The sequence below is a fragment of the Acidobacteriota bacterium genome (assembly GCA_018001935.1).
Lineage (GTDB): Bacteria > Acidobacteriota > JAAYUB01 > JAAYUB01 > JAAYUB01 > JAGNHB01.
On record JAGNHB010000082.1, the window covers coordinates 1 to 21526 of the forward strand.

Genomic DNA, 21526 nt, shown 5'->3' on the forward strand with positions numbered 1-21526 from the left:
TTCCTTTCTATAGAATAAGGCCTTCTTTAGAGGCCGGGCTATAGAGTTTATTACCGCCTCTCCGCGGATGGGGCTGGCCCAATCCCTGACCGTTGCTCTTGGCCTTCTTCCTCACCGGTGCGGAGAGCCACGGGCACCGGGGGATGAAGGACCTGGACATCGGCTATCCCAGCTGGAAGGAAGACCGCACCTACGTGTACCAGATGATCCGGGACTACCTGCAGCTGGGGCCGGGGGACCCCACCCCGCCGGACCGGTTCGAGCGCTCCGCCGCACGGCGCGAGGAGCTGACGGCACGGATCGAGCGGCGGCTGAGCGCCGGCTTCCCCTCCAGGGTCTTCCCCTTCCGCCGCTGGCTGTTCCGGCGGGCGTTGCGAATGGCGCACGACTTCCTGCCGTGGCGGGAAAACGAGAAATACTACGGCGTCCGGAGCTTCCCCGGCAGCCGGCGCATCATCCGGGAGATCGGCCGCCGGCTCCGCGAGTCGGGGTGCCTGGACCCGGCCGACGACGTGTTCTACCTGACCTTTCCGGAAATCGAGCCGCTGGCCCGGGACCCGGCCTCGGGCCGGGACCGCGCCCGGGCGCTGGTCGCCCACCGGAAAGCGGAATGGTCCCGGCAGACCGGCCAGGCGCCGCCGCCCGTCCTCCGGAGCGACGGGCGACCGGGGGAGCCCCCGGCCGCCGAGACCGGCGAGGATCGTCGGTTGAAGGGCGTCCCGGCCTCCAGCGGGACGGTCACCGGCCGGGCCCGCGTCGTGCTTGAGCCCTCCCAGGCCGCCGGGTTCCGGAAGGGCGACATCCTGGTGGCGCCCTACACCGAGCCGGGCTGGGCGCCGATCTTCCTGCTGGCCGGCGGCCTGGTAATGGACGTCGGCGGCGCGGTCTGCCACGGCGCCATCGTGGCCCGGGAGTACGGCATCCCGGCGGTGGTGGGCGCCGGGGGGGCGACGCGGCTGATCCGCGACGGCGACGAGATCACCGTGGACGGCGACCGGGGCGAGGTGCGCCTCGCTGACGCCCCCCCACCGTCCTGCCCAGCGTAGCGCGGGTCTCCGGGTCCAAGCTTGCTAATTATATTCAAAACAAGAAGATAGTTCCTTCCAGATCCGGGTTTCCCTCTTGACAAGTTGCCATTTTCGCCATATTCTTGAATCTGGATGACCCCTGGGTAAAAGCAATTGCCTGTTCATGGGCGGCGCTGGGCAGCAGGAATGCCGTCCGTTCAATCCGAAAACGTGTTTCGTAACCGATTCTTTTCAAATTATTTGCGAATGCATTTCTGGAGAGCGGCCGATCGGGACGGCGCCACCGCACGGCTCCCGACGCTCCACCGAAGGCGTCCCACGCATTCTGCCGGGCCCCGTTCGTCCTGGACGGGGAGTGAATCGAGAGGAGACAACATGAAGCGGATGTCCATCCCCGCACTGGTCGCGATGATCCTGATTTACGGGGGACCCTCCGGGCTGTGCCAGGAGATCGCCGGGAAAAGCCCGGGCATCGTGGTGGAAGCGGTGGGGAAGGGCTCGGCGGGGGAAAAAGCGGGCATTCGACCCGGTGACATCCTGACCTCCTGGGAACGCGCGGCCACCCCCCCCGCGAATCCCCAGGCCGCCCGGGGCCCCCTCACGACCCCCTTCGATCTCGCGGAACTCGAAATGGAGCAGGCCCCCCGGGGGGAGGTGACCCTTTCGGGCCTCCGGCCGGCCGGGCCTTTCAAAGCCGTTCTCCAGCCGGGGGATTGGGGCATACTCTCCAGGCCGCCCTTCGGGGAAGAGTTCCTGGCCGCTTACCGGGACGGCAAAAGATCCATGGACGCAAAGGAAGTGGAGAGAGGCCTTGCGCTCTGGAAGGAGGCCGCGGAGAAGCTGAAGAACATCCATGAACCGCTTCAGGCCTGCTGCCTCCTGTTCATGGCCGGGGACGTTCTTGCCGGCGCCAGGAAATGGGAAGGGGCCCAGGCCGCCTACGGGCAGGCGATCGGGCTTTCCGGGGAAGCCGGCCGGCCCGATGTGTCGGCAAGAATATGGAATGCCCGGGGCGTGGCCTACAAAAAACAGAATGATCTTTCCAAGGCCCTGGAAGCCTGTGGAGAGTCGTTGAACATCCGGAAGGGAATTTCAAGGGAAAGCCTGGGAACAGCCGCGGTCCTCCACAACCTGGGCGTGCTGAACTGGACACGCCGCGACCTGAAAGAGGCGGAGGGATACTACAGGGAATCCCTTGAAATACGGGAAAAACTGGCGCCGGGGAGCCTGTGCGTTGCCGCGAGCCTCAACAATCTGGGCGTCGTGGCCGGGGCCCACGGCGATCTGGCGGGAGCGGAGGAATACCAAAAGCGCTCCCTGGCCATCCGGGAAAAGCTGTCCCCGGAGGGCCTGGACACCGCCGCCAGCCTCAACAGCCTGGGCAAGCTGGCCAATTCCCGCGGCGACCTGGCCGGGGCGGAAGGATACTGGAAGCGCGCCCTGGCCATCCGGGAAAAGCTGGCCCCGGAGAGCCTGGATGCGGCTGGAACTCTCAACAATCTGGGCGTGGTAGCCAGAACTCTCGGCGACCTGGCCGGGGCGGAAGCGTATTTCAGGCGCGCCCTGGCCATCGATGAAAAACACGCCCCGGGGAGCCTGGACGTGGTCGCAAGCCTCGTCAATCTGGGCTCACTGGCTAGTTCCCGCGGCGACCTGGCCGGGGCGGAAGCGTATTACCGGCGCTCCCTTTCCATCAGTGAAAAACTGGCCCCGGAGAGCCTGGACACCGCCACAAGCCTCTCCTGCCTGGGCTCACTGGCAAGTTCCCGCGGCGACCTGGCCGGAGCGGAAGAAAGCTACAAGCGCGCCCTGGCCATCCGGGAAAAGCTGGCCCCGGAGAGCCTGGACACCGCCAAAAGCCTCGACAACCTGGGCTCACTGGCAGATTCCTGCGGCGACCTGGCCGGAGCGGAAGAAAGCTACAAGCGCGCCCTGGCCATCCGGGAAAAGCTGGCCCCGGGGAGCCTGAGCGTGGCCGGAAGCCTCACTAGTCTGGGCATCGTGTCCAGGGCCCGCGGCGACCTGGCCGGGGCGGAGGATAATTTTAAGCGCGCCTTGGCCATCCGGGAAAAGCTGGCCCCGGAGAGCCTGAGCGTGGCCACAAGCCTTCATAATCTGGGCTGTGTGGCCGCGGACCGCGGCGACCTGGCCGGGGCGGAGGAACTTTGCAGGAAAGCCCTGGCCATAAAGGAAAAGCTGGCCCCGGGGAGCCTGGGCGCGGCCGCAAGCCTCCATAATCTGGGCTACGTGTCCATGGCCCGCGGTGACCTGGCCGGAGCGGAAGAACATTACCAGAAGGCCCTGGCCATCCGGGAATCGCTGGTACCGGGCTCCGCGAGCCTCGCCCATTCCCTGTATAATCTTGGGGTCCTTTTCAAGATGAGAAAGGATCCCCGCTCGGCGTTGCCCTTGCTTCAGAAAGCCGCGCAGGCCCTGGAATCCCAGAAGGGCAAACTGGGCGGGGGTGAGGAAGCGCAGGAAATCTTCTCGGCCCGGTATGCCGATTTTTACCGCGACCTGGTGGACGTGCAGACGCTCCTCGACAAAAACGACGATGCCTTCCAGACCCTGGAGCGGTTTCGCGCCCGAAGTCTCCTGGACATGCTGGCCGAAAGGGACCTGAACTTCGCCCGGGACGCCCCGGAAGCGCTCATCCGGGAGCAAAAAAGAGTCAATTTCGAATATGACAAGGTCCAACAACAGCTCGGCGAGATCAATCCTGAAAAGGAAGCGGAAAAGACGGGGCCGCTGGTGTCGAAGCTCCGTGAGCTGATGGCAAGGCAGAGGGAAATCGGGGAGAAGATCAGGGCCGCCTCTCCGAAGTTGGCCTCCCTTCAATATCCGGAGCCGCTGGATGTCAAGGGCGCCTCGGGTGTGCTGGAGCCCGGCACGCTCCTCCTCTCCTACTGCGTGGGAAAAACGTCCATCCACCTGTTCGCCCTGCTGGACGGCCGGCTGTCGGTTCACCCGATCCCCGGGAACCGGCAGGAACTGGCCGAGAGCATCGCCTTGTATCGAAGTCTCCTGACGGACCCCAATTCCGGTGGTGACGGGATCCCGCAAATGGGCCGAAAGCTTTACGACCGGCTCGTGAAACCCGCGGGAAAGGAAATCCGGCGGGCCAGGAGTCTCCTCATCTGCCCGGACGGGCCGCTGCACCTCCTCCCCTTCTCCGCCCTGATGGACGGCCGGAGGCACTATCTCATCGAGGAAAAGCCCATAGCCTACGCCCTCTCCGCCACGGTCCACGCGGAGACCCGCAAACCCAAATCCACCGGGGCGGGCCCCCTCGCCCTGGCCGCCTTTGGCGATCCGGTGTACCCGGGCGAGGAACACGGCGGGACGCTGGACGGGGCCGTCCGGTACGCCGCCCGGCTGTGCGATCTTACGCCCCTGCCCTCCACCCGGGCGGAGGTGGAAGCCATCGGCCAACTGTTCAAGGGAACCCGGGCATACCTGGGGGAAAACGCCCGGGAAGAAAGGGTCAAGCAGCTGGAACCCACCATCCCGTTGATTCACTTCGCCTGTCACGGGATCCTGGACGAGAGCCTGCCCCTGAATTCCGGCCTGGCCCTGACCATTCCCCTAAAAATGGATGAAGGGCGGGAAAACGGGCTCCTCCAGGCGTGGGAGGTCTTTGAGCAGCTCCGGCTGGACGCCGACCTGGTCACCCTATCCGCCTGCGGGACGGGATTGGGGAAGGAGATGGGCGGCGAGGGGCTGATCGGCCTGACCCGGGCGTTCCAGTACGCCGGGGCCCGTTCGGTCCTCTCCACGCTCTGGAGCGTGGCGGACGAGCGCACGGCCGAATTCATGAACGTGTTCTACGGTCATATCAAGGCGGGAAAATCCAAGGCCGAGGCCCTGCGCCGGGCGCAGACGGCGTTCATCCGCGGAACCGGATGGAAACGGGATTCTCCGCCGGGGACCGATGGAGGCGGGAGCGCCCGCTCGGGACGGCGCCCCCGCGCCGACTCCGAAGGGAACGCGTCCCACCCCTTTTACTGGGCGGCCTTCGTCCTGCACGGGCACTGAGCCTCCAGGAGGAAAGCGTCTCCCCTCATTCGCGTGCCTTCTCTTCCTGCTTGTCTCGCATGAACGCTTCCGTGGAGATGCTGGTGCCCTTGAGCAGCCCGCGCGCTTTGGCGATGGAGTCTTCCACCGGACGAATCAGGACACCCTCACTGGCGTTCCGCCGGGGGAGCCGAGGTCGATCTCATCCTGGATCGGGATGGGCTGCTCCACCTTTTTGAGATCAAGCTGACCGCCAATCCCACTCTCCGCGATGCCCGGGGGTTGAAAGCGTTTCTCCAGGCCTACCCGGGCCTTCCCGTCGGAAAGCGACCTACCGGCCGTTGTCGCGCGTGCACAGGACCAGCTTGCCCAGGGGGACCGACGCGGTCCCTTCCAGTTGCAGGATTGCCTGGGTATACTTGGTGTCCAGCCGCTCGAACGTGTCTTCGCTGCGAAAGTCGCGGGACCCCACGTAGCCCGAGACGGCGACGACCTTGCCGGCACCGATGCTGCGCCGGGTGTCGGCATCCTGAACCTGGAAGACATCGCCGGTGCGAACCCTGTCGTGCCAAAAGCTCTCCACGAAAAGACGAACCTGCTTTCCCGGCTTTCCGATGACGATGCGCTGATAATCCTGGGGGGTGAGCTGTTCGCCGAGGCGTACGTCGAATTTGTACAAGCGCCCCTGGACCGGGGAACGCAGGCTCAGGTTATCCAGTTCGCGTTTCTTCCGTTTTGCTTCCGCCCGGGCGGTTTCGATCTGACGGCGCAACAGGTCCGCTTCCAGGGATTTCTGGCTGTATTCCAGCGCGGCCTGGGACGATGCCGTCGCGATCTGCCTGCGAATCAGTTCGGCCTCCAGCGTTTTCTGCGTGAATTCCACTTCGGCGACGGCCCCGGTCCCGGTCAACGGCGCCTTTCTCTTCAACTCGTCGAGGACGAGATCCAGGCGCGTCTCCAGTTCTCTCACCCGGAGGACCGAAACCCGGAGCGCCCGGGTGTCGGCAGGCCCCTCCCCGGGCAGGGGCAGGTTTCCTTTCAATTCATCCAGGAGGATGTTCAGCCGCTCTTCGAATTCCTTTACGCTCGAAACGGCCACTTCGAGCCCTTGCCGTTCCACGTCCTGTTCGAGTTCGCACAGGACCTGCCCGGCGGAGACGTCCTGCCCTTCCCGGACAAAAACCCGCTCGACGCGACGGGCCTGTTGAGGCGCGACGAACACCTCCCGGTCGAGCGGTTCGACGAGGCCGTACACACGAACGGGCGCCGCCTCCAGCGACGGCGTCCGGCCGGGCGCAGGCGGAGCGGACGCTTTTCGCAGCGACAGCTGAATGTAGGAAATACCGATCACCACCACGAGGACGAGAATCAGAAAACCCACAAGGGTGCGGAGCTTTTTCATTGGCCTTCTTTCGCCTCCACGTAGCGCTCCCGGGTGTCGGAGACAATGGTCCCGCTTTCGATCTTGACCAGGCGGTCGGCGTAAGGGAAAACCCGTGCATCGTGCGAGACGACGATGACCACCCTGCGCTCCTCGATCGCGATCCGCTTCAGGATGGCCATGACCGCCTGTCCGCTTTCCGCATCCAGGGCCGATGTCGGCTCGTCGCAGAGAAGGATGGCCGGGTCCTTGATCAAGGCCCGCGCCAGGGAAGCCCGTTGCTTCATCCCGCCGGAAAGAAGCCTGGGCTGCATGTGGGCCGTCCCCTCGAGACCGAGGGCTTTCAGCAGCCCGTCCGCCTTGTCGCGGAAATGAGGCGGCAGGCGGGCGCCCTGGACGGCAAACGCCAGCGCGACGTTTTCCAGGACGGTCAAGCCTTCGATCAGCATCGGCTGCTGAAAGACAAAGCCGAATTTTTGCAACCGGAGCCGTGCGGCCTCCTCGTCCGAGAGGGATGTGACCTCCCGTCCGTCCAGGTGCAGTGACCCTTCGGAGGGACGCAGGACCAGCCCCAGGATGGAAAGAAGCGTGGTCTTGCCGCTGCCGGACGGCCCGGAGAGCACCGTCAACGCACCCGGCTCGAACTCCAGGTTGGTCGGGAACAGCACCCGCCGCATCTGGCGGCCGTCGGAGAAATCCCGGGCGATCTTTTCCAGCTTCAGGACGGCCAAGCAACACCTCGACAGCTCAATGGAACACCGATGCCGGCTCTGCCCGGAGCGCAACCCGCAACGCGACGAGAGAACCCAGCAGGCTCACCGCCAAGGTCACCCCCGCCAGGATCGGCGGGACCTGCGCCGGCAGGAAACTGGGGATTGCGGAGCCCTGCGTGGCGTTGATCAAGGTCGCCAGCAGGAGAAAACCGACGAACAAGCCGATCCCTGAAATGATCAACACTTCGCTGAACACCACGATCGCGATGTCCCGACGCCGGCCCCCGATGGCCCGCAGGACGGCGAAGTCCCGTGCGCGGCTCAGAACACTCGTGTACAGGGTCAGGGAAATGATGACGACCCCGATCAGGACGGCGATGAGGGTGGAAAAACCGAAGCTGCCCCCAATGCCGGTGTTGGTGAAATAGTAGCGCCGCGTCAAGCGGGAGAGTTCGTCCGTCCCGAACACGGTGCTTTCGGGCATCACGGCGCGGAGTTTGCCGAGTGCGGCCTCCTTGTCCGCGCCGGGCTTGAAACGGATCAGAATGGCCGAGTAGCGGCCCGGGGGAGTCCGGGCGATGTCCTTGACCTTGTCCAGGGAAGCGAAGACGAGCGTCCCCTGAAAGCCCCGTGCGCCTTCGCTGATGGCGGCCACCCGGACCCGCCGGTCTCCGATTTCGGTCACCTGGCCCGGCAGGGGGTTTCCGAGCTTGGCCAGGTCCAGCCGGTCCACGGTCACGGATTCGAGATCGAGCAGGGCGCGCTCGTCTTCCTTCTCGAAAGCCCACGGTCCCCCGGCGAGGCGCGGGCGCCGGACCCCGACGACCCGGACGGATTCGAAGGAACCGTCGGTGGTCTTGAACAACCCGCTGCCGATGAGGACCGGTTCCGCCCACTCCACCTCGGCCAGCCCGATGGCGCGATCCAGGTAGCGCCCGGAGACGAGGTTGCCCGCATCCGCGTTGCGGAGATTGGCGCTCATGATCCAGGCGTCCGCACCGCTGTGATCCACCAGTACGGACATGTAGTTCAACAAACCGAAAAGAATGGAGAGCTGCTGGCCCACCAGGAAGACAATCGCCACCACGCCGAGGAGCGCGCCCGCGGTCGAGGCGCGATCGTGCACCACCATCCGGAAAGCGGTCAGGCTACGCATCGGTGGAAGCCTCGCAAGCCAGTCGAAACCCCTCGTCGAAATCGCGGGCCACCCGGGCTCCCCGGCTTTCGAGGACGGCCCTTGCCGCGACGGCGCCGCGGCCGCCCAGGATGACCCGGCACGGTTCAGGCGCCTGGCGAACCTGCTCCATCACATCCAGCACGTCCTCGAGCCTGGAGAGCATGGTGAAAGTCAGGAAAAGCACGTTCGGCGCAAAGGCCGCGACCGCCCGCGCGATCTGCCCGGCAGGCAAGCCCACGCCCAGGTTCTTCACGGTCCAGGCCCGCAGGGCCAGGTACGAGGCCAGCGCCAGCGGGATCAGTTCGTGTTCATCCCCCGGGGCGCAGGAGACCAGCGCGAGGGCCCCCGTCTTCCGCCGGAGTTCCGGCGCCGTCACGGTCAGCCCGGCCAGAAGGCTTCGGATCGTCTCGGTGGCGAGGTGCTCCTGAAAAATCTCCAGATCGTTGGATTCCCAGCGCTTCCCGACCTCGGCCATCGCCGGGAGCAGCACGTCGACGATCAGGCGGTCCGGCGAGGCGAAATCCGAGGCGGTTTCCGAAAGGAATTCCCGTGCGCCCCGAACGTCGCCCCCGATGAGTTTTTCCACCAGCACCGGCTTGACCGCCCCGGGAGCGGCTTCGCGCAAGGCTGGCCTTGGCGCGGTCCATCGGCCCAGCTGATCCCGGATGGACCGGATCGGTTGAGCGAGTTCATTGCATTCGGGCGGTTTGAGGTATCCCTGGATGGCGATGATCCAACTGTCCAGGACCAGGGCGAACGCATCATGGCCGGATCCGCGCGCGCCGAACACCGTCGCGTACCACGCGCTCTCCTCGCGAAGTGCGGGGAACAGGTGGTACCGGTAGATGACCTTCAAAAGCCGCCCGAACTCGATGGCGTATTGCAGCAGCTGTTGATCGGCCCGCTCCAGGTCCGTCCGCTGGTGGTAGTGCCACTCCAGTTCCAGTCGCTTGAGAACCAGGGCGGACAGGTTTCCGAACTCCGACGAGAAGAGCTGCGAGGCGGAAGTGGAAACGGTGTTCGTCATGATCGCCGCCCCGTCCAGGGTTGCCGGCCAAAGACCGCGGAACCGTTCAAATCAATTCTGAAATCGGCTTTGCACAGGTCTGTGGACATGCGCAGATCATAACCGGGAGAGGGTTGGAAATAAAGAGAAAGATGGGGTGGGCTTAAGCGGCTCCGACAGCGAAAATCCGGGATTTCCTGTTGATCCCGAACGGGCGACTGTGTCAAGCTGGGTTCGTCCGACCGGGCGGCCGGATGACCCTGGCAAAAGGAGACCTTCATGCCGGAGTTTGACATCCTCGAACCGGCCGACACCGCCCCGGATGCCGCCGATGTCCCCGCGCGGATCCGGCGGCTGGTGGAGGCGCAACCCTACGGCGTGCTGTGCACCCAGGGCCAATCGCAACCGTACGGGTCGCTGGTGGCGGTGGCGGCCACCCCCGACCTGGCGGCGTTCGTCTTCTCGACACCGGTCGCCACGCGGAAATACCGGCTGTTGTCGGAGTGCGCCCACGTCGCCCTGGTGCTCGACAGCCGTTCGGGCGCGCCCGGCGAGTTCATGCAGGTCGAGGCGGTCACCGTCACCGGGCGGGCGCACCGGGTCGGCCCGGGACCGGACTTCGGGCCCTGGGCGGACCTGCTCGTCGCCCGCCACCCCCAGCTGGCCGTCTTCGCGCGGGCGGAATCGTCCGCCCTGTTCCGGATCGACGTCATCCGCTACTTTCACGTCTGCCGGTTCCAGGAAGTTCACCAGTGGGTCCCCCGGCCCTTGCCCCGATCCGGCTGAAACCGGGAAGACCGCATTCCGAAGGAGGCGTGCCAAGCCGTGCGTAAAGACGGGCGCCGCGCTGCCAACCCCTACATCCTCCCGCTGGACGAGGCCGATCTCGCCCTCGAGCCCCTGGTGGGCGGAAAATCCGCCCGGCTGGGCGCCCTGGCCCGGGCCGGGCACCGGGTCCCGCCCGGCTTCTGCGTGACCATCCGGGCCTATGAGCGATTCGTCGATGCCGGCCGGTTGACCGGAGCCATCCAGATGGAACTGGAGCGCAAGCGGTTTGAATCGATGCGGTGGGAGGAACTCTGGGACGCCGCCTTGCGCATCCGTTCCGCCTTCACCGCCCGACCGTTGCCGGCGGACGTCAACGAAGCCATCGCGAGGGCCCTGGCCGCCTTCCCGGGCCAGGCCGCCTGGGCCGTGCGGTCTTCCGCGCCTGGAGAGGACTCGGCCGGCTGCTCCTTTGCCGGGTTGCACGAGTCCTGCGTCGGCCTCGTCGGGACGCAAGCCGTCCTGGATGCCGTCCGGCTGGTCTGGGCCTCCCTGTGGTCCGACGCGGCCATGCTCTACCGGCGCGAGCTGGCCCTCGACCCGTCGCGCAGCCGCATGGCCGTGCTGGTGCAGGCCATGCGCGAGGAAACGGTTTCGGGCGTGGCCTTCGGCTGCGATCCCCGCCGTCCCGCCGCCGCCATCGCCGTGGTGGAAGCCGTCCCTGGGCGTTGCGCCGGCCTGGTCGACGGCGAGATCGACCCGGACCGCTGGGAACTGTGCCGCCCGGACGGCCGGGTGACCGGCTGGCGCCCGGGCAACCGGGCCGAATCGTTCCCAGCGACGCCGTTGCTCGGCCCCGCCGACCTGGCCAACCTGCTCCAGGTGATCCACGGCGTGGAAGCGCTCTTCGGCTGGCCGCCCGACATCGAGTGGACCGGCCGCCGCGACCGTTTCACCCTGCTCCAGGCCCGGCCGGTCACCTCCCCGGCGTCCGACGGCGAGGACAACCGCGGCTGGTACCTGACCCTGCGGCCGGGGATGGCGCGGTTGAAAAAACTGCGCACCCGCGTCGCGGAAGAGCTCATCCCGGCGCTCGAGGCAGAAGGTCGGCGCCTGGCCGCCGAAGATCTCGAACCGCTCTCCGCCGAGCAACTGGCGATGACGATCGAGGCCAGGCTGGCCGCTTTCCAGCGGTGGAACGAGACGTACCGGGACGAGTTCATCCCCTTCGCCCACGGGATTCGGAACCTGGCCGTCTACTACAATGACGCCGTCCACCCCCCGGATCCCTACGAGTTCCTCGGTCTTCTCAAGGGGGAAGACCTCCTGGCCACCCGGCGGAACGCGGCCCTGCTTTCACTCGCCGACATCCTGAGGCCGGACCGGCCGTTGCAGGAGGCGCTCGAGAACGCTCTCGGACCGGTTTCCCCGGTCGACCCGGACGGGTGGCGGGCTTTGGCGCCGGCGGCCCGGGCGGCCCCGGGCGGTGCGGCGTTCCTCGCAGAGTTCCAGCGGGTCCTCGGGGAGACCCTTGACCTCGTCTACGGGGAGACGCGGCTTGCGGACCGCCCGGACCTGGTTTTGCACTCCGTCCTGGAGCTGGCCCGCACTCCACGGAAAGACGCCTGTGCCTCCGTGGCGGTGGAGGCCCAGGCGGCGGACGCCCTCCGGCAGAAGCTGCTGGACGCGATCGGTCCCGAGAGGCAGGCCGAAGCGCTGGAGGTCATTGAGCTCGGCAAGCTCAGCTGGCGCCTGCGCGACAACGACAACCTGCTTCTGGCACGGGTGGAATCGCAGCTGATCCGCGCCCTGGAGGTCGCGGCCCGCCGGTTGGAAAGGGAGGGGCGGCTGGCGCCCGGTTCCCGGCCGACCCCGCGTTCGGCCGGCGAGATCGCGGCCGCACTGCGCGACCCGCTGGGCGCGCCCGTGGTGCTGCCGGCACCACCGGCGGAAGAACCGGCCGGGGCGGGGCGCACCCCGGACACGGCCCCGCGGCAGCTCGTCGGCCAACCGGCCGCGCCGGGACTGCAGACCGGCACCGTCCGGCTCGTCCGGGGCAGCGAGGACCTCGGCCGCTTCCAGGCGGGCGAAGTGCTGGTGTGCGACGCCATCCAGCCGATGATGACCCACCTGGTGCCTCTGGCCGCGGCGATCGTGGAACGGAGGGGCGGAATGCTCATCCACGGGGCCATCATCGCCCGTGAGCTGGGCATCCCCTGCGTGAACGGAATCCCGGATGCCGCGAGCCTCCTCCGGGACGGGGACCTGATCACCGTGGACGGCCACCTCGGCATCGTCACCGTCGGATCGCCCGAATTCGACCTGGAGCTGGCCCGGCGATAGGACGGCCTGTTTGAACGGGACTATTCCAGCGAATCGGCGAGTTTGCCCGCGACCCGGGTCAGCACGCCCATCATGACGGAGGGGTCAGCCATGACCACCAGGAGGCCGCCCGACGGGAGGCGCTGCAGGAAGACCTTGGCGTCGTCGTCCTCCACCAGGACCCGTTTCACCGTGAGCTGGTTGTGACAGAGGTTGGCCACCATGGCCTTGATGCCCGCGCTCAGGCGGGCGGGGACGGTCTTGCCCTCGGTTTCGGCGACGATGAAGCCCTGGGCGTTGCAGACGTAGGCGGAGAGACAGGAGGGGGTGGATTCCAGGAAGCGGTTGAGCTTCTCCTTGACGACCGGGTCGGCGATGGCGGTTTCAAGGGGCCCGCCGTGGGTGGTGAGGACGGAGATGGTGGTGGGCAGGAGGGTGTCGTCCAGGTCGAACATGGGCTCCGCGAGGTCTTCGGGCTCCGGCCAGATCTCGTTTCCCAGGTTGACGGGACCGGGGGGTTCCACTTCCTTGCGGAATTCGAACTCCCCGCACTCCCACTCCTGGATGGCCTGGAGCACTTCGGCCCCTTCGGCTTCGTCCGACTCGGCGTAGATCGGTTGGCCGTCCTTGAGGTAGACCCTCGCGAATTGCTCCTCGCTGATCAGGATCAGCTCCCCCGTCCCCTTCGAGTTCCGGAGGGCCCTCAGGAGCGGCAGAACGCCGAGTTCGCCGATATGTCCACGCACCGGTGGCCTCCATGTGATCAGGACGATCCCTCGCGGGATCGTCCTGATTCCATTTATATCAGAGCGGGGAGAGGGACGCAAGCCCCGATTTGCGGAGAGGACGGTGGTTTGATGACCATTTTATCCTGGTTGAACCGACTGGGGGGGGCCGGTGACCCCAGGCGACGGTGAAGGGTCGTTTTCCCGTCGCCGTATTCGCGGGGGCATCCCGGCACCCTTCGGCCAGGGGAAGCGGGGCTGCGCGAGTCCTCCCGGGAGAGGGCCCCCGCGGTCAGGCGCCGCAGCAGTGCTTGTACTTCTTGCCGCTTCCGCAGGAACAGGGGGCGTTGCGCCCCGGTTTCTCCTGCTTGACGATGGGCTTGGCCTTTCCGGAGCCTCCGCGGGACGCGGCGCCGGCGTCTCTCGCCTCCGCGTCGTAGGAGTAGTTCCGGGCGGCCTCGCGTCGGCGGCGGGCTTCCGACTCCTGGTCGCGGTCGCGGAAGACGGGGTCCACCAGCCAGATGAAGCGGACGGCCTCCTCGTCGATGCGCCCCCAGAGTTCCTCGAAGAGGGAGAAACTCTCCTTCTTGTACTCCACGAGGGGGTCCTTCTGGCCGTAACCGCGAAGGCCGATGCCCTCTTTGAGGTGGTCCAGCGCCAGCAGGTGGTCCTTCCACTGGCCGTCCACCACGTGGAGGATGCAGAAACGCTCGAAGCGGCGCATGTCCTCCACGCCGATGGCGGCCTCCTTCTTCTCGTAGTAGGCCTTCAGGGCGTCCCAGGTCTTCTCCAGGAGGTCGTCGCGGGAGAGTTCGGCGCAGTTGACGCCCAGGGTTTTCAGCTCGAAGCCGAACACCCGGCGGATGTTCCCCTCGAGGCCCGGGAGGTCCCACTCCTCGGGGGGGGTCTTTCCCGGCGCGTGGAGGTCCAGGAAGTCCTCCACGGTTCCACGGGCGGCGTCCAGGATGAACTCCCGCTGGTCCTCGCCCTGGAGCAGGTTGTTGCGCATGCCGTAGATGGCCTCGCGCTGCTTGTTCATCACCTCGTCGTACTCGAGGAGGTGTTTGCGGATTTGGAAGTTGTGGGCCTCCACGTACCGCTGGGCCCGCTCGATCTGCCGGCTGATGAGCCGGCTCTCGATGGGGGTGTCCTCCTCCATCCCGAGGGACTGCATGATGTTCGACAGGCGCTCGCCGCCGTAGATGCGCATCAGGTCGTCCTCGAGGCTGAGGTAGAAGCGGGAGGACCCGGGGTCGCCCTGGCGGCCGGAGCGGCCGCGGAGCTGGTTGTCGATGCGGCGGGCCTCGTGGCGTTCGGTGCCGATGATGTGCAAGCCCCCGAGGGCGACCACTTCCTCGTGCTCCTCCTTGACCTTGGCCTCCATCTGCTCCACCAGGGCCACGTACGCTTCCTTGGGGGCCTCCGTCCAGTCGATCCGCTGGCGGCGGAGCTCGTCCCGGGCCATGAACTCGGGGTTGCCGCCCAGCAGGATGTCGGTCCCGCGGCCGGCCATGTTGGTGGCGATGGTGATGGCCCCCTTGCGGCCGGCCTGGGCCACGAACTCCGCTTCCTTCTCGTGGTACTTGGCGTTGAGGACGTTGTGGGGGACCCCCTTGCGCTTGAGCAGGGCGCTGATGTGCTCCGACTTCTCGATGGACACCGTCCCCACCAGGACGGGCCGCCCGGTCTCGTACAGGTCGGCGATGTCCTGGACGATGGCCTTGAACTTCTCCGGCTGGGTCCGGTAGATGACGTCCGGGTTGTCGAGGCGGATCATGTCCTTGTTGGTGGGGACCTCCACCACTTCCAGCTTGTAGATCTTGTAGAACTCCTCGGCCTCGGTGGTGGCCGTGCCGGTCATGCCCGCCAGCTTCTTGTACATCCGGAAGTAGTTCTGGAAGGTGATGGTGGCGAGGGTCTGGTTCTCGCGCTCGATGCGGACCCCCTCCTTGGCCTCCACGGCCTGGTGCAGCCCGTCGCTCCACCGCCGGCCGGGCATCAGGCGGCCGGTGAACTCGTCCACGATGACCACCTGGCCGTCCTTGACCATGTACTCCACGTCGCGGCGGTAGAGGTTGTGGGCCCGCAGCCCCTGGTTGACGTGGTGGAGAAGTTCCACGTTGACGGGCTCGTAGAGGTTCTCCACGCCCAGGAGCTTCTCGCAGTGGGCGATGCCGGCCTCGGTGAGGACCACGGTGTGGGCCTTCTCGTCCACAAGGTAGTCCACGTCGCGCTTGAGGCGGGGGATGATCCGGTCCACCTTGTAGTAGACGTCGGTGGACTCCTCGGAGGGGCCCGAGATGATGAGGGGGGTCCGGGCCTCGTCGATGAGGATGGAGTCCACCTCGTCCACGATGGCGTAGTGGTGGCCCCGCTGCACGCAGTCCTCCAGCGCGAACTTCATGTTGTCGCGCAGGTAGTCGAACCCGAACTCGTTGTTGGTGCCGTAGGTGATGTCGGCGCGGTAGGCCGCCTGGCGCTCGGCGTCGTCCATGTCGTGCTGGATGACGCCCACCGTCATGCCCAGGAACCGGTAGACCCGCCCCATCCACTCGGCGTCGCGGCGGGCCAGGTAGTCGTTGACGGTCACCACGTGGACGCCTTTCCCCAGCAGGGCGTTCAGGTAAACCGGGAGCGTGGCCACGAGCGTCTTCCCCTCGCCGGTTTTCATCTCGGCGATCTTCCCGTGGTGCAGGACCACCCCGCCCATGATCTGGACGTCGAAGTGGCGCATCTTGAGGGTCCGGCGCCCCGCCTCGCGGACGGCGGCGAAGGCCTCGGGGATCAGGTCCTCGAGGACCTCCTTCCGGTCCTCGTCCGTCTCGACCGCGTCGAGGCGCGAGCGCAGGACGGCGGTCATCCCGGCCAGCTCCTCGTCGGACATGGCGCGGAAGCGGGACTCCTGGGCGTTCACCGCCTCGACGACGGGCCGGAGTTTCTTGAGTTCGCGGTCGTTCTTGGTGCCGAATATCTTAGCGAGGATGTTCATGGTCTGTCACCTGGTGGAGGGATCGAAGCCCCGGGAAACGGTCTTCAGCCGAGGAATTCCCGGATGACGGAAGCTTCGGGGTTGAGGAGGGTCTCGTCGCGCTCGGACCCGGTGGAGATCATGCCGATCTCGACACCGAGGGAACGCGCGACGAAACGGACGTAGTCCCGGGCCTCGGGGGGCAGGGCTTCGAAGTCCCGGGCGCCCGCGGTGGAGACCTTCCAGCCGGGGAAGGTCTCGTACACCGGTTCGACCCTTTCCAGGTCGCCGATGTCGAAGGGGAAGGCCTCCAGCTCCCGGCCGTCCAGCCGGTAACCGACGGCGACCCGGATCAGCTCGAGGCTGTCCAGCACGTCGATCTTGGTCAGCAGGAGGGTGTCGAACCCGTTGACCATGCAGGAATAGCGCATCTGGAACAGGTCCAGCCACCCGCAGCGGCGCGGTCGGCCGGTGCTGGCGCCGTACTCGCCACCCTTCCGGCGGATCGCCTCGCCAAGGTCGTCCTTCAGCTCCGTGGGAAAGGGGCCGCCGCCGACGCGGGTGGTGTAGGCCTTCATGACCCCGGCCACGGCGCCCAGCCGGGCGCAGGGCATGCCGGTGCCCGCAGGGGCCCCGCCCGCGAAAGTGTGGGAGCTGGTGACGTAGGGGTAGGTCCCGAAGTCGACGTCCAGCATCACGCCTTGGGCGCCCTCGAAGAGGATGGATTTCCCGGCGCCGGACCAGGCGTGGACTTTGCAGGCGGTGTCCGCCACGAAAGGGGCCACCCGGGCGCAGGCCTCGTGGAAGCGCTCCCACTCCTCGTCGGGGACGAGTTCGGGGAGGTGCGGGCCGTAGGTGCGGCGGTAGTGGGCGATCACCTCGTGACAGGCCGCCCGGAGCCCCGCCCGGGACCGGACGTGACCGACACGGACCCCGACCCGGGCGTACTTGTCGATGTAGGCGGGGCCGATGCCGCGCAGGGTGGTGCCGATGGCCGCCTCGCCGCGGGCCTCTTCGGACCAGCGGTCCATGGCGCGGTGGAGGGGGAGGACCAGGTGGGCCCGGTTCCCGACGAAGAACCGCCCGTCAAGACGGATTCCCTTCCCCAACAGCATGTCCATTTCCGCGACGAGGGCGCAGGGCTCCACCACGACCCCGTCGCCCACGGCGCAGAGCGTGCTCTCCCGCAGGATGCCGGACGGGACGAGGTGGAGGATGGTCTGTTCGGACCCGATCCGGACGGTGTGCCCGGCGTTGTGCCCGCCCTGGTAGCGGACCGCGCAGTCGAACCGCCCCGTGAGGAGGTCGACGTACTTCCCCTTCCCCTCGTCGCCCCACTGCGACCCTACGATGACCAGGTTGCGCATGTCGTGCTCCGATGCCGCGCGGGGGCCGGCCAGGCCGGCAGGCCCCGCGGCCGCCTCACAGGTTCCGCTCGAGCAGCTGGGCGATGACGTCCTTGGTGGAGGCGCCGGTCTGGGACCCCACCACCTGCCCGCCCTTGAACACCAGGAGGGTGGGGATGCTGCGGACGTTGTACGTGGCGGCGATGTCCTCGTTGATGTCGATGTCCAGCTTGCCGACCTTGGCGCGGCCGGCGAAATCCTCGGCGATCTGCTCCACGTAGGGGCCGATCTGCCGGCAGGGCATGCACCACTTCGCCCAGAAGTCCACCAGCACCGGGACCGGGGACTCGAGGACCTCCGCCTGGAAGTTCGCCACGGTGAATTCCTTCAGGTTCTTGCCCATCGTCTTCCTCCGAGATCGTGAATTGGCCGCGGGGCGACACCGCCGCCGCCCCCTCGCGGGGCCCGGCCGGGCGCCGGTCGGACCGGCCCCGCCCGCCGCGGGATTGCCTATTGTAGCGGAAACCCCCTCCCGGCGCAACCGAATCGGTTCCCCGACGAAAAAAAGCGGTCACCCGCCGGTTCCGGGTGACCGCCTCCCGATTCCATGTGGGGTTCGACCGACGCTCACTCCGTGGAGACGTAGGGCCGGATCTTGGCGAAGATCTTCTCCCCGATCCCCTTGACGGCCATGAGGTCCTCGGCCTTCTGGAAGCGGCCGTGCTCCTGGCGGTAGGAGATGATCCGCTGGGCCACCGCGGGCCCGACGCCGGGCAGTTGGTCGAGTTCCCGGACCCCCGCGGTGTTGATGTTGATTTTGCCGGCCGGCACGTTCGGCGAGCGCTTCACCGCCTTCTTCGCCGTGTCGGCCTGCGGCGTGTCGGACCCGGCGGTCACCGGGGCCCCTTCCCCCGCCCGGAGGAAGCACCCCGCCACCGCGAGGACCAGGATGAGAGCCAACAGGTTGCGTTTCATGATAACCTCCCTTTACGTGATTTCCAGGGACTGTGTTTTCGGCGCGCCCGATTCCCTGTGTTCACTCACACAAACGCGGGCCGGGCCCGGAACATTTGAAATTTTCTGAAAATCGCGGTAAATATGTTATAAAAACTTATTATGCCGATATTTAAAATGATGTAATTTCACGAACGAAGCCGGGGTTGGACGCCTGCACTCCCGGGGATCGTTGCGAGGCTGCCAGAATTGACGGTCCCGCAAAAAGTACCATCGTCCTCCGGGCGATGGCTCAAACAAAGGCCTTACAGATACTTTCCCGCTCGTTTTCCGACTTTTTGCGAGGGCATCAGAAATCAATAATCAATAGATATTATTCGTGTTATAAATTCGCTTACATTCGTGTTATTCGCGGGAAATCCCCCTTTCGCGACTTTTTGCGGGGACGTCAAAGTTATTTTTCCCGGGCCCTGTTTGAGGTACAATTTAACTTCAAGGGCGCCTTCTCCCCCCGTAACGGGGCGGAGGCCCGGTTAACCTGGTGAGGGGCGGGGGAATGGAACCGAGCGTGAAAAAGCGGCTGCTCCTGATGGACGACGAGGAGATCGTCCGGAAAGTGATGGTCCTGATGCTCGAGCGTTCGGGGTTCGAGGTGGAGGCGGTCATCGACGGGTCCGAAGCCGTGCGGACGTGGGCGGGCGCCGCCGAACAGGGCCGCCCCTTCGACCTGGGGATCTTCGACCTGACTATCCCGACCGGGCTGGGCGGCGAGGAGGCCGGGAAGAGGATCCTCGCGGGTGACCCCGGAGCCCGGATCGTGCTGTCCAGCGGCTACTCCAGCCACCCCATCGTCAGCGAGTACCCGCTGTTCGGATTCAAGGGCGTGATCATCAAGCCGTTCCGCCTGGAAGAACTGCTCCGCGTCATCAACGCCTCCCTCTGACCGGTCGGCCCGTGCGCGTCTTGATCCGCTTCCGAACCGCCACCCTCGTCAAGATACTCCTGTGCTTTGTCCTCGGGGTCGGTCTGGTCGGCGCCGGGGCCTGGTTCTACTTCTACGTCCGGTTCTCGCACCTGGTGGACAAGGCCCTCCAGAACCCGCCCTGGAAGCACAGCCCGACCATCTACAGCGCCCCCGGGGTCCTTTTCCCCGGCCAGGCCATCTCGCCGGAACTCCTCGCCCAGATCCTGCAGAAGCACGGTTACCGGCCTTCCGCGGACCTCGACCGGCCCCCGGCCTACTCCGTCTCGCCCGACGGCCGGACGTTCCTCCTGGACAGCGGCGGGGACGCCGCCGCCCTCGGGGTGAGGGGGCCCGCGAAGGCGAGGGTGGTGTTCGGCGGGGGGGGGATCGCCGCGATTTACGCCCTCGACGGGGGCGGGGCCCTCCCCGTGCTTTATTTCCGCCCTTCCGTCCTGTCGGGCGCCCTGCCGGGGAACCGTCGCCCCGCCGTGCCCTTCGACCAGGTGCCCCAACCGCTCGTGAACGCCATCCTCGCCGCCGAGGACCGGCGGTTCTTCTCCCACCCGGGGGTCGATGTCTGGGGGGTCCTGCGTTCGCTGTTTCGGAACGTCCGCCACGATCGGGTGGTGGAGGGGGGATCGACCCTGACCCAGCAGATGGTCAAGAACTTTTTCCTCTCCCCCGAGCGCACCTTCGCCCGGAAATTCCAGGAGGCCTTCATGGCCATGATCCTGGAGTCCCGGCTATCGAAACGCGAACTTTTCGAGATCTACGTGAACCACACCTACCTGGGGCAGGTGGCCTCGCGGCCGGTCCACGGATTCGCCCAGGCGGCAGACGTTTACTGCGGGAAGGACATCCGTGCCCTCACCCTCGCCGAGTGCGCCCTGCTGGCCGGAATGATCCGTTCCCCGAACGTGATCGGGCCCTTCAGCCACCCGGCGGCTGCCCTCGCCCGGCGCAACCAGGTCCTCCAGTCCATGGCGGACGCCGGCTTCGTCATGCCCGGGGAAAACCGGGCGGCGCAGGCCGAACCGCTCCCGGGCTTCGACGGCGGCTTTTTCCGGGACCTCACCGCCCCCTATTTCATGGACCACCTCTGCGAGGGTCTCGACCTCAAACCCGTGCCCGAGCGGGAACAGGCCCCGCCGCCCGTCCTGGCCACCCTCAACCCGGAACTCCAGCGCTGCGCGGAGGTGGGGATCGAGGAGGGGCTACGGGCCGTCTCGGAAACCCACGGGGACGCCTTCGGCAACCGGGGGATGGCCGACGTCCAGGCGGCCATGGTGGTGATGGACCCCCGGAACGGGGACGTCCTGGCCCTCTGCGGGGGGCGTGACTTCCGGGCCTCGCAGTTCAACCGGGCCGTCGCGGGCCGCCGCCAGGCGGGATCGATCCTCAAACCGTTCCTTTACGCCCTGTTCCTCGACGCCGGCCGGGAGGACCCCTCCCTCGGCCTCACCCCCGACAGCGTGGTGGAGGACCGCCCCGTATCCGTCACCTACGGGCGGCGGACCTACACCCCGCGAAACTACCGGGACATCTACCTGGGCCCCGTGACCATGCGAAAGGCGCTTTCCCACTCCCTCAACGCCGCGACGGTGCTGTACGCGCAGCGGGCGGGCTTTCCCCGTCTCGCGGCGGGGATCGACCGGCTGGGCTTCCGGGCCCGGGCCGTCCCGTACCCGTCCATCGCCCTGGGGACCCTCGACGTCACCCCCCTCGAGGTCGCAGCCGCCTACACGGCCTTCTACAACGGGGGCCGCCCGCTCGCGGCGCGCGTCTTCCGCGGGCCGGGAGGGGGGACCCCCATCGGGGAGGGGGCGGTCTTCTCGCGCACCGCCGCCCTCACCGTGATGGACATGCTGCGGGACACCGTGGAGGAAGGCACCGCCAAGGGGCTCCGCACCCTCGGCGTCACCCTCCCCATGGCCGCCAAGACGGGGACGGCCAAGGACGGCTGGTTCGTCGGGCTGACCGGCAACCTCATCGTCTGCTGCTGGGTGGGTTACGACGACAACCGCGAGTTCCCCCTCTCCGGCGGACAGAGCGCGCTGCACCTCTTCGCGGCCTTCCTCCGCCAGGCGAGCCGCGTCTACCCGGTTTCCGCACTCCCTCCCCCGGCCGGCCCGCCCCCCCCGGCCCTGTCCCTTATACACCTCT

15 protein-coding genes are annotated in these 21526 nt (G+C 66.9%); 6 read left to right on the forward strand and 9 right to left on the reverse strand.

What is annotated here, in order from left to right:
* Positions 1–143: 143 nt before the first annotated feature.
* Positions 144–1046 (forward strand): hypothetical protein, encoded by a 903-nt coding sequence (locus KA419_19660; protein ID MBP7868153.1) that lies wholly within the window; start codon positions 144–146, stop codon positions 1044–1046.
* 357 nt (positions 1047–1403) lie between these two features.
* Positions 1404–5063, forward strand: coding sequence for a tetratricopeptide repeat protein (locus tag KA419_19665; GenBank protein MBP7868154.1), 3660 nt, complete (start codon positions 1404–1406; stop codon positions 5061–5063).
* A gap of 310 nt (positions 5064–5373) precedes the next feature.
* Here the strand turns inward: KA419_19665 and KA419_19670 are convergent, their stop codons facing one another.
* The 4 genes from KA419_19670 to KA419_19685 are packed head-to-tail and all read right to left on the reverse strand — an operon-like array spanning position 5374 to position 9340.
* Positions 5374–6399, reverse strand: coding sequence for a biotin/lipoyl-binding protein (locus KA419_19670; protein ID MBP7868155.1), 1026 nt, complete (start codon positions 6397–6399; stop codon positions 5374–5376).
* 41 nt (positions 6400–6440) lie between these two features.
* Positions 6441–7154, reverse strand: a complete 714-nt coding sequence (locus KA419_19675; GenBank protein ID MBP7868156.1) for an ABC transporter ATP-binding protein — start codon at positions 7152–7154, stop codon at positions 6441–6443.
* Between the two features lie 16 nt (positions 7155–7170).
* Positions 7171–8292 (reverse strand): FtsX-like permease family protein, encoded by a 1122-nt coding sequence (locus tag KA419_19680; protein MBP7868157.1) that lies wholly within the window; start codon positions 8290–8292, stop codon positions 7171–7173.
* Complete coding sequence (locus KA419_19685) at positions 8285–9340, reverse strand: B12-binding domain-containing protein (GenBank protein MBP7868158.1); 1056 nt, start codon at positions 9338–9340, stop codon at positions 8285–8287. The genes KA419_19680 and KA419_19685 overlap by 8 nt, the downstream gene beginning before the upstream one ends.
* A 258-nt stretch (positions 9341–9598) precedes the next feature.
* Between KA419_19685 and KA419_19690 the strand changes: the two genes are divergently transcribed.
* Both KA419_19690 and KA419_19695 read left to right on the forward strand, forming a co-directional pair.
* Complete coding sequence (locus KA419_19690) at positions 9599–10105, forward strand: pyridoxamine 5'-phosphate oxidase family protein (protein ID MBP7868159.1); 507 nt, start codon at positions 9599–9601, stop codon at positions 10103–10105.
* Between the two features lie 39 nt (positions 10106–10144).
* A complete protein-coding gene (locus KA419_19695) occupies positions 10145–12427 on the forward strand; it encodes a hypothetical protein (protein ID MBP7868160.1) in 2283 nt (760 codons plus the stop codon).
* A gap of 20 nt (positions 12428–12447) precedes the next feature.
* Here KA419_19695 and KA419_19700 read toward each other — a convergent pair whose 3' ends face one another.
* The 5 genes from KA419_19700 to KA419_19720 form a co-directional block, all read right to left on the reverse strand.
* Positions 12448–13152 (reverse strand): DUF4388 domain-containing protein, encoded by a 705-nt coding sequence (locus KA419_19700; GenBank protein ID MBP7868161.1) that lies wholly within the window; start codon positions 13150–13152, stop codon positions 12448–12450.
* Between the two features lie 271 nt (positions 13153–13423).
* Complete coding sequence (secA, locus tag KA419_19705) at positions 13424–16120, reverse strand: preprotein translocase subunit SecA (GenBank protein ID MBP7868162.1); 2697 nt, start codon at positions 16118–16120, stop codon at positions 13424–13426.
* Positions 16121–16164: 44 nt separating this feature from the next.
* Complete coding sequence (locus tag KA419_19710) at positions 16165–17466, reverse strand: adenylosuccinate synthase (GenBank protein ID MBP7868163.1); 1302 nt, start codon at positions 17464–17466, stop codon at positions 16165–16167.
* Positions 17467–17521: 55 nt separating this feature from the next.
* Positions 17522–17848: a thioredoxin gene (gene trxA, locus KA419_19715; protein ID MBP7868164.1), complete on the reverse strand. Its 327-nt coding sequence runs from the start codon at positions 17846–17848 to the stop codon at positions 17522–17524.
* A gap of 224 nt (positions 17849–18072) precedes the next feature.
* Positions 18073–18420: a helix-hairpin-helix domain-containing protein gene (locus tag KA419_19720; protein MBP7868165.1), complete on the reverse strand. Its 348-nt coding sequence runs from the start codon at positions 18418–18420 to the stop codon at positions 18073–18075.
* Between the two features lie 535 nt (positions 18421–18955).
* On the opposite strand from KA419_19720, the gene KA419_19725 reads away from it, so the two are divergent.
* Positions 18956–19342: a response regulator gene (locus KA419_19725; GenBank protein ID MBP7868166.1), complete on the forward strand. Its 387-nt coding sequence runs from the start codon at positions 18956–18958 to the stop codon at positions 19340–19342.
* Between the two features lie 11 nt (positions 19343–19353).
* On the forward strand, positions 19354–21526 hold a 2173-nt coding region (locus KA419_19730), incomplete at its 3' end, for a transglycosylase domain-containing protein (GenBank protein ID MBP7868167.1).

Bases quoted from the DNA above. Each gene is read 5' to 3' on its own strand.
- secA (MBP7868162.1), bottom strand. From the start codon at position 16,120: ATGAACATCCTCGCTAAGATATTCGGCACCAAGAACGACCGCGAACTC.
- KA419_19720 (MBP7868165.1), bottom strand. From the start codon at position 18,420: ATGAAACGCAACCTGTTGGCTCTCATCCTGGTCCTCGCGGTGGCGGGG.
- KA419_19665 (MBP7868154.1), top strand. From the start codon at position 1,404: ATGAAGCGGATGTCCATCCCCGCACTGGTCGCGATGATCCTGATTTAC.
- KA419_19685 (MBP7868158.1), bottom strand. From the start codon at position 9,340: ATGACGAACACCGTTTCCACTTCCGCCTCGCAGCTCTTCTCGTCGGAG.
- KA419_19725 (MBP7868166.1), top strand. From the start codon at position 18,956: ATGGAACCGAGCGTGAAAAAGCGGCTGCTCCTGATGGACGACGAGGAG.
- KA419_19710 (MBP7868163.1), bottom strand. From the start codon at position 17,466: ATGCGCAACCTGGTCATCGTAGGGTCGCAGTGGGGCGACGAGGGGAAG.
- KA419_19660 (MBP7868153.1), top strand. From the start codon at position 144: ATGAAGGACCTGGACATCGGCTATCCCAGCTGGAAGGAAGACCGCACC.
- KA419_19680 (MBP7868157.1), bottom strand. From the start codon at position 8,292: ATGCGTAGCCTGACCGCTTTCCGGATGGTGGTGCACGATCGCGCCTCG.
- trxA (MBP7868164.1), bottom strand. From the start codon at position 17,848: ATGGGCAAGAACCTGAAGGAATTCACCGTGGCGAACTTCCAGGCGGAG.
- KA419_19690 (MBP7868159.1), top strand. From the start codon at position 9,599: ATGCCGGAGTTTGACATCCTCGAACCGGCCGACACCGCCCCGGATGCC.